This is a genomic window from Pseudomonas sp. B21-017, from assembly GCF_024749245.1.
Classification (GTDB): Bacteria; Pseudomonadota; Gammaproteobacteria; order Pseudomonadales; family Pseudomonadaceae; genus Aquipseudomonas.
In genome coordinates this window covers 6535911-6550594 of the sequence record NZ_CP087194.1, presented here as the reverse complement: position 1 = coordinate 6550594, position 14684 = coordinate 6535911, and the positions used below count along the sequence as shown (strand labels likewise).

The 14684-nt window shown below is 56.3% G+C and carries 16 protein-coding genes; all 16 read left to right on the top strand.

Annotation, left to right across the window (positions count from 1 at the left end; all coding sequences use genetic code 11):
• The first annotated feature begins 568 nt into the window (after positions 1–568).
• The 16 genes from rpmH to atpG all read left to right on the top strand — a co-directional run bounded on the left by rpmH (position 569) and on the right by atpG (position 14673).
• Positions 569–703, top strand: coding sequence for a 50S ribosomal protein L34 (gene rpmH / locus LOY28_RS29895; protein WP_003213577.1), 135 nt, complete (start codon positions 569–571; stop codon positions 701–703).
• 16 nt (positions 704–719) lie between these two features.
• Positions 720–1121 carry a ribonuclease P protein component gene (gene rnpA, locus LOY28_RS29890; protein ID WP_026286513.1) on the top strand — a complete coding sequence of 134 codons (402 nt, stop codon included), beginning with the start codon at positions 720–722 and terminating at the stop codon, positions 1119–1121.
• Entirely contained in the window at positions 1114–1359 is a 246-nt protein-coding gene (yidD, locus tag LOY28_RS29885) for a membrane protein insertion efficiency factor YidD (protein ID WP_003213574.1), read from the top strand. The genes rnpA and yidD overlap by 8 nt, the downstream gene beginning before the upstream one ends.
• A gap of 2 nt (positions 1360–1361) precedes the next feature.
• A complete protein-coding gene (gene yidC, locus LOY28_RS29880) occupies positions 1362–3047 on the top strand; it encodes a membrane protein insertase YidC (RefSeq protein ID WP_018927323.1) in 1686 nt (561 codons plus the stop codon).
• Between the two features lie 79 nt (positions 3048–3126).
• Positions 3127–4497, top strand: a complete 1371-nt coding sequence (gene mnmE / locus LOY28_RS29875; protein WP_018927324.1) for a tRNA uridine-5-carboxymethylaminomethyl(34) synthesis GTPase MnmE — start codon at positions 3127–3129, stop codon at positions 4495–4497.
• A gap of 550 nt (positions 4498–5047) precedes the next feature.
• Positions 5048–6946 carry a tRNA uridine-5-carboxymethylaminomethyl(34) synthesis enzyme MnmG gene (gene mnmG / locus LOY28_RS29870; RefSeq protein ID WP_018927325.1) on the top strand — a complete coding sequence of 633 codons (1899 nt, stop codon included), beginning with the start codon at positions 5048–5050 and terminating at the stop codon, positions 6944–6946.
• Positions 6943–7587 (top strand): 16S rRNA (guanine(527)-N(7))-methyltransferase RsmG, encoded by a 645-nt coding sequence (gene rsmG, locus LOY28_RS29865; RefSeq protein WP_007934329.1) that lies wholly within the window; start codon positions 6943–6945, stop codon positions 7585–7587. The genes mnmG and rsmG overlap by 4 nt, the downstream gene beginning before the upstream one ends.
• Positions 7588–7605: 18 nt before the next feature.
• Positions 7606–8403: a ParA family protein gene (locus LOY28_RS29860; RefSeq protein WP_007934331.1), complete on the top strand. Its 798-nt coding sequence runs from the start codon at positions 7606–7608 to the stop codon at positions 8401–8403.
• Between the two features lie 9 nt (positions 8404–8412).
• The gene (locus LOY28_RS29855; protein WP_007934333.1) at positions 8413–9285 is read left to right on the top strand and encodes a ParB/RepB/Spo0J family partition protein; all 873 of its coding nucleotides are present in this window, start codon (positions 8413–8415) and stop codon (positions 9283–9285) included.
• 148 nt (positions 9286–9433) lie between these two features.
• Positions 9434–9841, top strand: coding sequence for a F0F1 ATP synthase subunit I (locus LOY28_RS29850; RefSeq protein ID WP_064621181.1), 408 nt, complete (start codon positions 9434–9436; stop codon positions 9839–9841).
• Positions 9842–9857: 16 nt separating this feature from the next.
• Complete coding sequence (gene atpB / locus LOY28_RS29845; protein ID WP_007934337.1) at positions 9858–10727, top strand: F0F1 ATP synthase subunit A; 870 nt, start codon at positions 9858–9860, stop codon at positions 10725–10727.
• A 133-nt stretch (positions 10728–10860) separates the two neighbouring features.
• Positions 10861–11118 (top strand): F0F1 ATP synthase subunit C, encoded by a 258-nt coding sequence (gene atpE / locus LOY28_RS29840; RefSeq protein ID WP_003097235.1) that lies wholly within the window; start codon positions 10861–10863, stop codon positions 11116–11118.
• A 58-nt stretch (positions 11119–11176) separates the two neighbouring features.
• Positions 11177–11647, top strand: coding sequence for a F0F1 ATP synthase subunit B (locus LOY28_RS29835; protein ID WP_258612893.1), 471 nt, complete (start codon positions 11177–11179; stop codon positions 11645–11647).
• A 12-nt stretch (positions 11648–11659) separates the two neighbouring features.
• Complete coding sequence (locus LOY28_RS29830) at positions 11660–12196, top strand: F0F1 ATP synthase subunit delta (RefSeq protein WP_007985049.1); 537 nt, start codon at positions 11660–11662, stop codon at positions 12194–12196.
• A gap of 21 nt (positions 12197–12217) precedes the next feature.
• Positions 12218–13762, top strand: a complete 1545-nt coding sequence (gene atpA, locus LOY28_RS29825) for a F0F1 ATP synthase subunit alpha (protein WP_007969905.1) — start codon at positions 12218–12220, stop codon at positions 13760–13762.
• A gap of 50 nt (positions 13763–13812) precedes the next feature.
• Positions 13813–14673: a F0F1 ATP synthase subunit gamma gene (gene atpG / locus LOY28_RS29820; protein WP_007934344.1), complete on the top strand. Its 861-nt coding sequence runs from the start codon at positions 13813–13815 to the stop codon at positions 14671–14673.
• Positions 14674–14684: the final 11 nt, after the last annotated feature.

Here is a 14684-nt window from a genome sequence, read left to right as displayed (position 1 = left end):
GGATATCCCCTAAGTTGAAAGCCGGTGAGGCAAAAACAAGCGGTCATTGTAGCGGCCAGACGCCCACTTATCCACATGCAGGTTGCGCACAGGGCATGAATTATCAACGCGTTAACTCTCAAAAAGAAGACCAACGGTATGTGCATAAGCTCTGTGGATAACCGCCCATGAGGGCACTGGACAAGTGGGGGCGAAACTCGGTGGATAACCTGCCTGTGGATAACTGACCTTTCCACACACAGCTTATCCGATAGCGCAGCACAGGCTGATCACCGTTTTCCACTGTAGTTGTCATTCTCTGTACATCACGGTTTTTAAGGGCTTAAGGAAGTTATCCACAGATGATCGCGTGCCTAGCTTTTACAAGCTTTACAGAAAAGCTTTAAATAATTCCCTTCTTTATTTCTATATCTAGCGAACGACCTGCGGACGAGCAAATCCTCTGGAGATCTATTTATAAGGAAACGTTGGTTGGAAATTGACCTAGAGGCTTGCTTTCTCTAGAATCCCCGGTCTCTTAAAACGGGGGCCATTCCGGCCCGTTGTGGACGAACCAGGTAACACGACAATGAAACGTACTTTCCAACCAAGCACTATCAAACGCGCTCGTACCCACGGTTTCCGTGCTCGCATGGCTACCAAGAACGGTCGTGCCGTCCTGTCGCGTCGTCGCGCCAAAGGTCGTGCGCGTCTGGCAGTTTGATAATCCGGCACTGGAGGTGAGTCAGGACTTCAGTCGGGATAAGCGTCTGCTTACTCCCCGGCATTTCAAGGCAGTCTTTGACTCCCCTACCGGCAAGGTTCCGGGGAAAAATCTCCTGCTCCTTGCGCGCAATAACGATCTTGATCACCCCCGTCTCGGGCTGGTTATCGGGAAAAAGAGCGTAAAGCTCTCCGTCGAGCGCAATCGCCTCAAACGTCTGATGCGCGAATCGTTTCGCCTGAACCAGGATTCACTGGTCGGTTGGGACATTGTTATCGTCGCGCGCAAAGGTTTGGGTGACGTAGAAAACCCCGAATTGATTCAGCATTTCGGCAAACTCTGGAAACGTCTGGCACGCAGCAAGCCGGTACCAGCAGTCAAAGCCGAAACTGTAGGGGTAGACAGTCCCGATGCGTAAACTGGCACTCGTTCCGATCCAGTTTTATCGCTATGCCATTAGTCCCCTGATGGCCAATCACTGTCGTTTCTACCCCAGTTGTTCCTGCTACGCGTTAGAAGCCATAGAAAATCATGGCCTTCTGCGCGGTGGCTGGCTGACCTTTCGTCGTTTAGGTCGCTGTCATCCGTGGAATCCCGGTGGTTATGACCCGGTTCCACCTATCCCTACCTCCCGTTCTTCTTCGATGGCCGAGTAATCATGGATATCAAACGCACGATCCTGATCGTCGCCCTGGCAATCGTGTCCTACGTTATGGTTCTTAAATGGAACCAGGACTATGGCCAGGCTGCCCTGCCGACTCAGAATGTTGCTTCCAGTACTACCGCACCGGGTCTACCGGATACGGCGACTGGCAATAATGCTTCCGCCAGTGACGACATCCCGCGCGCCGCAAGCGATACCAGTGCAACTGCACCTGCTGAAACGCCAGTGGCTGCAAGCAAAGACCTCATCCAGATCAAAACGGATGTGCTCAACCTGGCCATCGATCCACAAGGTGGCGATGTTGCCCAGTTGACGCTGCCGCTGTATCCACGTCGCCAGGACCATCCGGAAATTCCATTCCAGTTGTTCGATAACGGCAACGAGCGGACTTATCTGGCTCAAAGCGGCCTGATCGGCACCAACGGTCCGGACGCAAGTCCTGCCGGTCGTCCGGTTTACTCCTCCGAGAAGAAGATTTATCAACTGGCTGACGGTCAGGACCAATTGGTCGTGGACCTGAAGTTCAGCAAGGACGGCGTCAACTACATCAAGCGTTTCACCCTGAAACGTGGCCTGTATGACGTAACCGTTTCCTACCTGATCGACAACCAGAGCGCTCAGCCCTGGTCCGGTGCAATGTTCGCGCAACTGAAGCGTGACGCCAGTTCCGATCCTTCTTCCAGCACTGCCACCGGCACCGCGACTTACCTGGGCGCCGCCCTGTGGACAAGTAACGAGCCGTACAAGAAAGTGTCGATGAAGGACATGGACAAGGCTCAGCTGAAAGAAACCGTCAGCGGTGGCTGGGTTGCCTGGTTGCAGCACTATTTCGTGACCGCATGGATTCCGGCCAAGGGCGAAAACAACGTCGTCCAGACCCGTAAAGACAGCAAAGGCAACTACATCATCGGCTACACCGGTCCTTCGCTGACTGCTGCGCCAGGTGCCAAAGTTGAAACCAGCGCCGTTCTGTACGCAGGTCCAAAAAGCCAGGCTGTGCTGAAACAGTTATCCCCAGGTCTGGAACTGACCGTCGACTACGGCATTCTGTGGTTCATTGCCCAGCCAATCTTCTGGTTGCTGCAACATATCCACGCACTGGTTGGTAACTGGGGCTTCTCGATCATCTTCCTGACCATGCTGATCAAGGGGATTTTCTTCCCGCTGTCGGCCGCCAGCTACAAATCCATGGCGCGCATGCGTGCAGTGGCACCGAAACTGGCCGCGCTGAAAGAGCAACATGGCGAAGACCGGCAGAAAATGTCGCAAGCCATGATGGAGCTGTACAAGAAAGAGAAGATCAATCCACTGGGTGGCTGCTTGCCAATCCTGGTGCAGATGCCGGTTTTCCTTTCGCTGTACTGGGTTCTGCTGGAAAGTGTGGAAATGCGCCAGGCGCCATTCATGCTGTGGATTACTGACCTGTCGATCAAGGATCCGTTCTTCATTCTGCCGATCATCATGGGCGCAACCATGTTCATCCAGCAGCAGTTGAACCCGACGCCTCCGGATCCAATGCAGGCCAAGGTGATGAAGCTGATGCCAATCATCTTCACCTTCTTCTTCCTGTGGTTCCCGGCCGGTCTGGTACTGTACTGGGTAGTGAACAACTGCCTGTCGATCGCCCAACAGTGGTACATCACTCGTAAGATCGAAGCGGCTACCAAAGCAGCTGCCTGATTTACACTGTGGATAACCACTCAAAACGCCCCCTAGTGGGGCGTTTTGCTATCTGTCACTTTTGTCTGGATACCGGTTTATGAGCGTTCCTCGTGAAACCATCGCTGCCGTTGCCACCGCTCAAGGTCGCGGCGGTGTGGGCATCGTCCGTATTTCCGGGCCGCTGGCGAGTGTGGCGGCCAAAGCCATCAGCGGCCGCGAGCTGAAACCGCGGTTCGCCCATTACGGCCCGTTCCTCAGTGAAAACGAAGAGGTGCTGGACGAAGGCATCGCACTGTATTTCCCGGGACCGAATTCGTTCACCGGCGAAGATGTGCTGGAGCTGCAGGGCCACGGCGGACCAATCGTCCTGGATATGTTGCTCAAACGCTGCCTTGAACTGGGCTGCCGTTTGGCCCGACCGGGTGAATTCAGCGAGCGCGCCTTCCTCAATGACAAGCTTGATCTGGCTCAGGCCGAAGCCATTGCCGACCTGATCGAGGCGAGTTCTGCACAGGCAGCACGAAATGCCCTGCGTTCGTTGCAAGGGGCGTTTTCCCAACGTGTGCATAACCTTACCGAGCAATTGATAGGCCTGCGCATTTACGTCGAAGCGGCTATCGACTTCCCTGAAGAAGAAATCGACTTCCTCGCCGATGGCCACGTGCTGAGCATGCTGGACAAAGTACGCGACGAATTATCCACAGTGCTTCGGGAAGCCGGGCAGGGGGCCTTGCTGCGTGACGGCATGACGGTAGTCATTGCCGGCCGGCCGAATGCCGGCAAGTCCAGCCTTCTGAATGCCCTGGCCGGACGTGAAGCCGCGATCGTGACCGAGATTGCTGGCACGACCCGGGACATTCTTCGCGAACATATCCACATCGATGGCATGCCGTTGCATGTGGTCGACACTGCCGGGCTGCGGGATACCGACGATCAGGTCGAGAAAATCGGCGTCGAACGAGCATTGAAAGCCATCGGCGAGGCGGATCGGGTATTGCTGGTGGTCGATGCCACGGCTCCCGAGGCCCTTGATCCATTTGCCTTGTGGCCTGAATTCCTCGAAACCCGCCCGGATCCGGCAAAAGTGACGCTGATTCGTAACAAGGCAGACCTGACGGGCGAAGCAATTGCCCTGGAAGTCAGTAACGATGGCCACGTCACGATCAGCCTCAGTGCCAGGTCCGCCGGCGAAGGCCTGGAGTTGTTGCGCGAGCATCTCAAGGCCTGCATGGGTTACGAGCAGACCTCTGAAAGCAGCTTCAGTGCTCGCAGGCGTCACCTGGAGGCACTGCGTCACGCGAGTGCGTCCCTCGAACACGGCCGCGCACAGCTGACGTTAGCGGGTGCCGGTGAACTGCTGGCCGAAGATTTGCGGCAAGCCCAGCAGTCTTTGGGCGAGATCACCGGGGCATTCAGCTCCGATGATCTGCTGGGCAGGATCTTCTCCAGCTTCTGCATCGGTAAATAGTCCTTCTGCGTTACCCACAGACAGGCCGTTCTGGCCTGTCTGCCCCTCTTCTTCTGAAATAGCCCTCCGCTCCCGAGCAGATTTTTCTGTTCGGGCAGATTTTCCGTGCCCGGGATTTGCTCGGTCAGCCCTTTTCTGTGGATTAAGCCCTGTGAATAACTGCCGCTAAGGGCAGTTGATAACAAGGCCTCAAAACTGAAGATAACCGCCTCTGTGGATAACAGCCCCTTTCATCCACAGGCTTACACCGGTTATCCAAGGGCCTCCTCGGCACATGACCACAGGGTTTTGAATCTCTGTACACATTGAAAATAAAGGCCTGTATGAATCTATCCACAGAAAGGTGGGTCAGTAGAAATAAACATAAAAACAAAGATTTAATAAATTTCTCTCTTTTTAATTTCTATAACCCCGACTTCTCCACAGCTGGTTAAATTTTGTGCAAAGGGTTCTTTAGGAAGGGCGAAGTCCCTATACTTGCCGACCAGGTCCAAGAACCTGAGCTCAAACTATTCCGGATTACCTGACTAAAGCAGGCACGAGGTGCGTGGTGGATTTCCCTTCCCGTTTTGAAGTGATCGTCATCGGCGGCGGTCATGCCGGTACCGAGGCAGCACTTGCATCAGCACGTATGGGGGCAAAAACCCTGTTGCTGACGCATAACGTGGAAACCCTCGGTGCCATGAGCTGCAATCCCGCCATTGGTGGGATCGGTAAAAGCCATCTGGTCAAGGAAATCGATGCCCTGGGCGGCGCGATGGCCATGGCTACCGATAAAGGTGGTATTCAATTTCGCGTATTGAACAGCCGCAAAGGCCCGGCCGTGCGTGCAACTCGCGCCCAGGCAGATCGGGTTCTGTACAAGGCCGCTGTCCGCGAAGCTTTGGAAAACCAGCCGAACCTGTGGATATTTCAACAGGCCGCGGACGACCTGATCGTCGAACAGGAACAAGTGCGCGGCGTTGTCACGCAAATGGGCCTGCGTTTCTTCGCCGACTCCGTGGTGCTGACGACGGGCACCTTCCTCGGTGGACTTATCCACATCGGGATGCAGAATTATTCCGGCGGTCGCGCCGGTGATCCGCCTTCGATTGCTTTGGCACGTCGTCTGCGTGAACTGCCATTGCGTGTCGGTCGCCTGAAAACCGGTACTCCGCCGCGTATCGACGGTCGGTCTGTGGATTTCTCGGTCATGACCGAGCAAGCCGGTGATACGCCGATCCCGGTCATGTCGTTCATGGGCTCCAAAGAACAGCACCCGAAACAGGTCAGTTGCTGGATCACCCACACCAACGCCCGGACCCACGAAATCATTGCCGCCAACCTCGACCGTTCGCCGATGTATTCCGATGCCGGGTTGATCGAAGGCATCGGCCCACGTTATTGCCCATCGATCGAAGACAAGATCCACCGCTTTGCCGACAAGGAAAGCCACCAGGTCTTCATCGAACCGGAAGGGTTGACCACTCACGAGCTGTACCCGAACGGGATATCCACATCCTTGCCGTTCGACGTGCAATTGCAGATCGTGCAATCGATCCGCGGCATGGAAAACGCGCACATCGTGCGTCCGGGCTACGCCATCGAGTACGACTATTTCGACCCGCGTGACCTGAAGTACAGCCTGGAAACCAAAGTCATCGCCGGTCTGTTCTTCGCCGGGCAAATCAACGGCACCACCGGTTACGAAGAAGCCGGCGCCCAGGGTTTGCTGGCTGGAGCCAACGCCGCACTGCGAGCCCAGGGCAAAGATGCCTGGTGCCCGCGTCGTGATGAAGCGTACATCGGCGTTTTGGTTGACGACCTGATTACCCTCGGTACCCAGGAACCGTATCGGATGTTCACATCCCGCGCCGAATACCGCTTGATTCTGCGCGAAGACAACGCCGACCTGCGCCTGACCGAAAAAGGTCGCGAACTGGGTCTGGTGGATGACGCGCGTTGGGCGGCTTTCTGCAAAAAACGCGAAAGCATCGATCTGGAAGAACAACGCCTGAAAAGTACCTGGGTTCGCCCGGGCACCGAGCAGGGCGATGCGATTGCCGAGAAGTTCGGCACGCCGCTGACCCACGAATACAATTTGCTCAACCTGCTGAGCCGTCCGGAAATCGACTACGCTGGTCTGATCGCCGTGACTGGCGGGGGCGCAGAAGATCCACAGGTCGCCGAACAGGTCGAAATCAAGACCAAATACGCCGGTTACATCGACCGTCAACAGGATGAAATCGCACGCCTGCGGGCCAGCGAAGACACCAAACTGCCTGTGGATATCGATTACACGAACATCTCCGGTCTCTCCAAGGAGATCCAGAGCAAGCTCGGTGCGACCCGTCCAGAGACTTTGGGCCAGGCGTCGCGTATTCCGGGCGTGACCCCAGCGGCGATTTCGCTGTTGATGATTCATTTGAAAAAACGCGGCGCGGGCCGTCAGTTGGAGCAAAGCGCTTGAGTTCGTTGGTTACCTCGCAACATGCAGAAGAGTTATCCACAGGTGCTCGCCAGCTCGGTGTCACACTGACGGAAGCCCAGCACGCTCAGCTGCTGGGTTATCTGGCTTTGTTGATCAAATGGAACAAGGCTTACAACCTGACCGCCGTGCGCGATCCGGACGAAATGGTCTCCCGTCACCTGCTCGATAGCTTGAGCGTGATGTCGTTCGTCGAAAATGGTCGCTGGCTGGACGTTGGCAGCGGCGGAGGCATGCCGGGTATTCCGTTGGCGATCCTGTTTCCTGAGTCCCAGGTGACCTGTCTGGACAGCAACGGCAAGAAAACCCGCTTCCTGACCCAGGTCAAACTCGAACTCAAACTGGATAACCTGCAAGTTATCCACAGTCGCGTCGAAGCCTTCCAGCCTGAACTGCCATTCAACGGGATCATTTCCCGGGCGTTCAGCAGCATGGAGAACTTCAGCAACTGGACTCGCCATTTGGGCGACGCCGATACACGCTGGCTGGCAATGAAGGGCGTTCATCCCGCCGATGAGCTGGTAGCATTGCCGGCAGACTTCCACCTCGATAGCGAACACGCCCTGGCCGTACCCGGTTGCCAAGGCCAACGCCATCTGCTGATACTGCGCCGCACGGCATGATTGGGAACACAAGCAAGAATGGCTAAGGTATTCGCGATAGCGAACCAAAAGGGTGGTGTGGGCAAGACCACCACCTGCATCAACCTCGCAGCTTCCCTGGTCGCTACCAAGCGTCGGGTGCTGTTGATCGATCTTGATCCACAGGGCAACGCCACCATGGGTAGCGGTGTGGATAAACACGGTCTGGAAAACTCGGTCTACGATCTGTTGATCGGTGAATGTGATCTGGCCCAGGCCATGCACTATTCCGAACACGGTGGTTACCAGTTGTTGCCGGCAAACCGCGATCTGACCGCGGCCGAAGTCGTTCTGCTGGAAATGCAGATGAAGGAAAGCCGCCTGCGCAGCGCGTTGGCGCCGATCCGTGAAAACTACGATTACATTTTGATCGACTGCCCGCCATCGCTGTCGATGCTCACGCTCAATGCGCTGGTTGCCGCCGACGGGGTCATTATCCCCATGCAGTGTGAGTACTTCGCGCTCGAAGGGTTGAGCGACCTTGTGGATAACATCAAGCGCATTGCCGAACTGCTGAACCCGAATCTGAAAGTCGAAGGCCTGTTGCGGACCATGTACGACCCGCGCCTGAGCCTGATGAACGACGTCTCGGCGCAGCTCAAGGAACACTTTGGCGATCAGCTCTACGACACCGTGATTCCGCGCAACATCCGTCTGGCCGAAGCGCCAAGCTATGGCATGCCGGCGCTGGCGTACGATAAATCATCGCGCGGCGCGATTGCCTACCTGGCATTGGCCGGCGAGATGGTTCGCCGTCAACGCAAAAATTCACGCACCGCCGCTGCCCAGGCAACTTAAGGAATCCCCATGGCCGTCAAGAAACGAGGTCTCGGACGTGGACTGGATGCACTGCTGAGTGGTCCGACTGTCAGCTCGCTGGAAGAACAAGCGGTGCAAGCCGACCAGCGTGAGCTGCAGCACCTGCCCCTGGACCTGATCCAGCGTGGCAAGTACCAGCCACGTCGGGACATGGATCCTCAGGCGCTGGAAGAGCTGGCGCAGTCGATCAAGGCCCAGGGCGTGATGCAGCCGATCGTGGTTCGCCCGATTGGCAGCGGTCGCTTCGAAATCATCGCCGGCGAACGCCGCTGGCGCGCCAGCCAGCAGGCTGGCCAGGAAACCATCCCGGCGATGGTCCGCGATGTGCCGGATGAAACCGCCATCGCCATGGCGTTGATCGAGAATATCCAGCGCGAAGACCTCAATCCGATCGAAGAAGCGGTGGCCTTGCAGCGTTTGCAGCAGGAATTCCAGCTGACTCAGCAACAAGTGGCCGAGGCTGTGGGTAAGTCCCGCGTTACCGTGGCCAACCTATTGCGCCTGATTTCGTTGCCGGAAGTCATCAAGACAATGCTGTCTCACGGCGACCTGGAAATGGGTCATGCCCGTGCCTTGCTGGGTTTACCGGAAAACCAACAGGTTGAAGGGGCGCGACATGTTGTCGCACGGGGGCTGACTGTGCGCCAGACTGAAGCACTGGTTCGCCAGTGGTTGAGTGGCAAACCGGAGCCTGTGGAACCGGCAAAACCGGACCCGGATATCGCCCGGCTCGAGCAGCGCCTGGCCGAGCGCCTAGGCTCTGCGGTGCAGATCCGCCACGGAAAGAAGGGTAAGGGGCAGTTGGTGATCGGCTACAACTCTCTTGATGAACTTCAAGGTGTGCTCGCACACATCCGCTGAAACAATTCCTCTTGTAGCGTGAAGTCGGAAATCACTACCTGACAGTTGAATAGGGGCAGAACCGCCCCTATACTCTGCGCGCATTTTGTCGGCACAAATTATGCCAAGTTATTGAATTTCGGCAGCCGACCATTGGGGAGCAAAAGTGATGGAAAACCGCACGCCAGACCGCTTGCCTTTCCATCGATTGGCTGTTTTTCCGGTGTTAATGGCTCAATTCGTCGTTTTGCTGATTGCCGCTTTGGCGCTCTGGCGATGGTATGGAGTCGTTGCCGGGTACTCAGGACTTTGCGGAGGCCTGATAGCCTTGCTTCCCAATATTTATTTCGCTCACAGGGCATTTCGGTTTTCCGGCGCCCGAGCAGCTCAAGCTATCGTCCGGTCTTTTTATGCCGGCGAGGCGGGCAAACTGATTTTGACGGCAGTGCTGTTTGCACTGACGTTTGCAGGTGTGAAGCCATTGGCGCCGCTAGCAGTATTCGGCGTCTTCGTGCTGACCCAACTGGTCAGCTGGTTCGCTCCCCTGCTTATGAGAACAAGACTTTCGAGACCTTAGGGCGTTTGAGGCAACCATGGCAGAAACAACCGCTTCGGGCTATATCCAGCACCACTTGCAGAACCTGACCTTCGGTCAGCTACCCAACGGCGGCTGGGGCTTTGCCCACTCCGCAGCAGAAGCCAAGGAAATGGGCTTCTGGGCTTTCCACGTCGATACCCTCGGCTGGTCGGTCGCGTTGGGTCTGATCTTCGTTCTTCTTTTCCGCATGGCGGCAAAGAAGGCGACTACAGGTGTACCTGGTGCTTTGCAGAACTTCGTTGAAGTATTGGTCGAATTCGTCGATGGCAGCGTGAAAGACAGCTTCCATGGCCGTAGTCCAGTGGTTGCACCGCTGGCACTGACCATCTTCGTCTGGGTCTTCCTGATGAACGCCATCGACCTGGTACCGGTTGACTGGATTCCTCAGCTGGCCATCCTGATCTCCGGCGACCACCACATCCCGTTCCGCGCCGTGTCGACCACCGACCCGAACGCTACCTTGGCCATGGCCTTCACGGTGTTTGCGCTGATCATTTTCTACAGCATCAAGATCAAGGGCCTCGGCGGCTTCATCGGCGAGCTGACCCTGCACCCGTTCGGTAGCAAGAACATCTTTGTTCAGGCGCTGCTGATTCCGGTGAACTTCCTGCTGGAATTCGTGACCCTGATCGCCAAGCCGATCTCCCTGGCTCTGCGTCTGTTCGGCAACATGTATGCCGGTGAGCTGGTGTTCATTCTGATCGCTGTGATGTTCGGCAGCGGTCTGCTCTGGCTGAGCGGCCTGGGCGTAGTTCTGCAGTGGGCGTGGGCTGTGTTCCACATCCTGATCATCACCCTGCAGGCATTTATCTTCATGATGCTGACCATCGTCTACCTGTCGATGGCGCACGAAGAAAACCATTAAGACCAGTCTCGACTGGTCTGATGTCCCACCCGGTCAAACGGGTGGGTGCCCTAAACGGGCTATGAAACGATTTGTTTTACCGCTTTAAAATCTAAAAAACCTAAACCATACGACGTAAAAGTCGGGAGGAAAGATGGAAACTGTAGTTGGTCTAACCGCTATCGCTGTTGCACTGTTGATCGGCCTGGGCGCACTGGGTACCGCAATTGGTTTCGGCCTGCTGGGCGGCAAGTTCCTGGAAGGCGCAGCGCGTCAGCCAGAAATGGTTCCAATGCTGCAAGTTAAAATGTTCATCGTTGCCGGTCTGCTCGACGCCGTAACCATGATCGGTGTTGGTATCGCTCTGTTCTTCACCTTTGCGAACCCGTTCGTTGGTCAAATCGCTGGCTAATTACTCGGATCTTCCGGGTAATTTGGTGTGATGGACAACGTAACTGCGAGGTGTTGGCGTGAACATTAATGCGACCCTGATTGGCCAGTCCGTTGCGTTCCTGATTTTTGTACTGTTCTGCATGAAGTTCGTATGGCCTCCGGTCATCGCGGCTCTGCACGAACGTCAAAAGAAGATCGCTGATGGTCTGGACGCTGCCAGCCGAGCAGCTCGCGACCTGGAGTTGGCCCAAGAAAAAGCGGGTCAGCAACTGCGCGAAGCGAAAGCTCAGGCAGCTGAAATCATCGAGCAAGCCAAGAAACGCGGTACCCAGATTGTCGACGAAGCCCGTGAACAGGCTCGCGTCGAAGCTGACCGTGTGAAGGCTCAGGCTCAGGCCGAGATCGAACAGGAACTGAACAGCGTCAAAGACGCGCTGCGCGCCCAAGTGGGTAGCCTGGCCGTTGGCGGTGCTGCGAAGATCCTGGGCAAAGCAATCGATCAAAACGCGCACGCAGAGCTGGTTAACCAACTGGCTGCTGAAATCTAAGCGAGGGCGATCATGGCAGAACTGACCACGTTGGCCCGACCTTACGCTAAGGCGGCCTTCGAGCACGCTCAGGCCCACCAGCAACTGGCCAATTGGTCAGCCATGCTCGGCCTGGCAGCAGCGGTGTCGGAAGACGACACCATGCAGCGCGTGCTCAAGGCCCCGCGACTGACGAGCGCAGAAAAGGCCGCCACGTTCATTGACGTGTGCGGCGACAAGTTTGATGTCAAGGCGCAGAACTTCATTCACGTCGTTGCCGAAAACGACCGTCTCCCGCTTCTGCCGGAGATCGCCGCTCTGTTTGACCTGTACAAGGCCGAACAAGAGAAATCGGTAGACGTTGAAGTGACCAGTGCTTTTGCATTGAACCAAGAACAGCAAGACAAACTCGCCAAGGTTCTCAGTGCACGACTCAACCGGGAAGTGCGCCTGCAAGTCGAGGAAGACTCATCCCTTATTGGTGGTGTTGTCATCCGCGCCGGCGACCTGGTTATCGATGGCTCGATTCGCGGCAAAATCGCGAAACTTGCCGAAGCATTGAAATCTTGAGTTTGAAGGGGCAGCAGAGCAATGCAGCAACTCAATCCTTCCGAAATAAGTGAAATTATCAAGGGCCGCATCGACAAGCTCGATGTGACCTCCCAAGCCCGTAACGAAGGCACTGTCGTCAGCGTATCTGACGGTATCGTGCGGATTCACGGTCTGGCCGACGTTATGTACGGCGAGATGATCGAGTTTCCGGGCGGCGTCTTCGGTATGGCTCTCAACCTGGAGCAAGACTCTGTAGGTGCCGTTGTATTGGGCGCATACCAGACTCTGGCTGAAGGCATGAGCGCCAAGTGCACCGGCCGCATCCTCGAAGTTCCGGTTGGTAAGGAACTGCTGGGTCGCGTAGTCGACGCACTGGGTAACCCAGTTGACGGCAAAGGTCCGCTGAACAACACCGAGACCGACGCGGTCGAGAAAGTTGCTCCAGGCGTGATCTGGCGTAAGTCGGTAGACCAGCCTGTACAGACTGGCTACAAGGCTGTCGATGCGATGATCCCTGTCGGCCGTGGCCAGCGTGAGCTGATCATCGGTGACCGTCAGATCGGTAAAACCGCTCTGGCTATCGACGCGATCATCAACCAGAAAGACAGCGGCATTTTCTGCGTCTACGTAGCTATCGGTCAGAAGCAATCGACCATCGCCAACGTAGTTCGCAAGCTGGAAGAAAACGGTGCACTGGCTAACACCATCATCGTTGCAGCGAGCGCTTCGGAATCTGCAGCACTGCAATTCCTGGCACCGTACTCCGGTTGCACCATGGGCGAATACTTCCGCGATCGCGGTGAAGACGCGCTGATCGTTTATGACGATCTGTCCAAGCAAGCAGTGGCTTACCGCCAGATTTCCCTGCTGCTGCGCCGTCCACCAGGCCGTGAAGCTTACCCAGGCGACGTGTTCTATCTCCACTCCCGTCTGCTGGAGCGCGCCTCCCGCGTTTCGGAAGAATACGTAGAGAAGTTCACCAACGGCGCAGTGACCGGCAAAACCGGTTCCCTGACCGCACTGCCGATCATCGAAACCCAGGCTGGCGACGTTTCCGCGTTCGTTCCGACCAACGTGATTTCCATCACCGACGGTCAGATCTTCCTGGAATCGGCCATGTTCAACTCGGGCATCCGTCCTGCTGTGAACGCCGGTGTTTCGGTATCCCGTGTGGGTGGTGCCGCTCAGACCAAGATCATCAAGAAGCTGTCCGGTGGTATCCGTACCGCTCTGGCTCAGTACCGTGAACTGGCGGCATTCGCCCAGTTCGCTTCTGACCTGGACGAAGCGACCCGTAAGCAACTTGAGCATGGTCAGCGCGTTACCGAGCTGATGAAGCAGAAGCAATACGCGCCAATGTCGATCGCCGACATGTCGCTGTCGCTGTATGCCGCTGAGCGTGGGTTCCTGACCGACGTTGAAATCGCCAAGATCGGCAGCTTCGAGCAAGCGCTGATTGCTTACTTCAACCGCGATCACGCCGACTTGATGGCGAAGATCAACGTGAAGGGTGACTTCAATGACGAAATCGATGGCGGCCTGAAAGCCGGTATCGAGAAGTTCAAGGCCACCCAAACCTGGTAAGCCGCAGCGGGAGCCTAGCGGCTCCCGCTTGCTAACCTGATAGGTGTTACATGGCAGGCGCAAAAGAGATTCGCAGTAAGATTGCGAGCATCAAAAGCACGCAAAAGATTACCAGCGCCATGGAAAAAGTGGCGGTCAGCAAAATGCGCAAGGCACAAATGCGCATGGCTGCTAGCCGTCCTTATGCGGAGCGCATCCGCCAGGTTATTGGCCATCTGGCCAACGCTAACCCGGAATATCGCCACCCGTTCATGATCGACCGTGAAGTAAAGCGCGTTGGTTATGTCGTAGTGAGCAGTGACCGTGGTCTGTGTGGTGGCTTGAACACCAACCTGTTCAAGGCTTTGGTCAAGGACATGGCGGTAAACCGCGAAAACGGCGTCGAGATCGATCTGTGTGTCGTTGGTAGCAAGGGTGCGGCTTTCTTCCGCAACTTCGGCGGTAACGTCGTTGCAGCTATCAGCCACTTGGGTGAAGAGCCGTCGATCAATGATCTGATCGGCAGCGTCAAGGTGATGCTGGATGCCTACCTGGATGGCCGTATTGACCGCCTGTCCGTGGTGTCCAACAAGTTCATCAACACCATGACACAACAGCCTACCGTGGAGCAGTTGATTCCACTGGTGGCAACCCCGGATCAAGAACTCAAGCACCACTGGGATTATCTGTACGAACCGGACGCCAAAGAGCTGCTTGACGGCTTGATGGTCCGTTACGTGGAGTCGCAGGTCTACCAGGCGGTGGTCGAGAACAACGCGGCTGAACAAGCTGCGCGGATGATCGCGATGAAGAACGCTACCGACAACGCCGGTGATTTGATCAGCGATTTGCAGCTGGTCTACAACAAGGCGCGTCAGGCTGCGATCACCCAAGAGATCTCGGAAATCGTCGGCGGCGCTGCCGCGGTTTAACGGTTCAAATA

Excerpts from the sequence above, each read along its gene's own strand:
- rpmH (WP_003213577.1), top strand. The coding sequence starts at position 569 with ATGAAACGTACTTTCCAACCAAGCACTATCAAACGCGCTCGTACCCAC.
- yidD (WP_003213574.1), top strand. The coding sequence starts at position 1,114 with ATGCGTAAACTGGCACTCGTTCCGATCCAGTTTTATCGCTATGCCATT.
- yidC (WP_018927323.1), top strand. The coding sequence starts at position 1,362 with ATGGATATCAAACGCACGATCCTGATCGTCGCCCTGGCAATCGTGTCC.
- mnmE (WP_018927324.1), top strand. The coding sequence starts at position 3,127 with ATGAGCGTTCCTCGTGAAACCATCGCTGCCGTTGCCACCGCTCAAGGT.
- LOY28_RS29860 (WP_007934331.1), top strand. The coding sequence starts at position 7,606 with ATGGCTAAGGTATTCGCGATAGCGAACCAAAAGGGTGGTGTGGGCAAG.
- LOY28_RS29855 (WP_007934333.1), top strand. The coding sequence starts at position 8,413 with ATGGCCGTCAAGAAACGAGGTCTCGGACGTGGACTGGATGCACTGCTG.
- LOY28_RS29850 (WP_064621181.1), top strand. The coding sequence starts at position 9,434 with ATGGAAAACCGCACGCCAGACCGCTTGCCTTTCCATCGATTGGCTGTT.
- atpB (WP_007934337.1), top strand. The coding sequence starts at position 9,858 with ATGGCAGAAACAACCGCTTCGGGCTATATCCAGCACCACTTGCAGAAC.
- atpE (WP_003097235.1), top strand. The coding sequence starts at position 10,861 with ATGGAAACTGTAGTTGGTCTAACCGCTATCGCTGTTGCACTGTTGATC.
- LOY28_RS29830 (WP_007985049.1), top strand. The coding sequence starts at position 11,660 with ATGGCAGAACTGACCACGTTGGCCCGACCTTACGCTAAGGCGGCCTTC.
- atpA (WP_007969905.1), top strand. The coding sequence starts at position 12,218 with ATGCAGCAACTCAATCCTTCCGAAATAAGTGAAATTATCAAGGGCCGC.
- atpG (WP_007934344.1), top strand. The coding sequence starts at position 13,813 with ATGGCAGGCGCAAAAGAGATTCGCAGTAAGATTGCGAGCATCAAAAGC.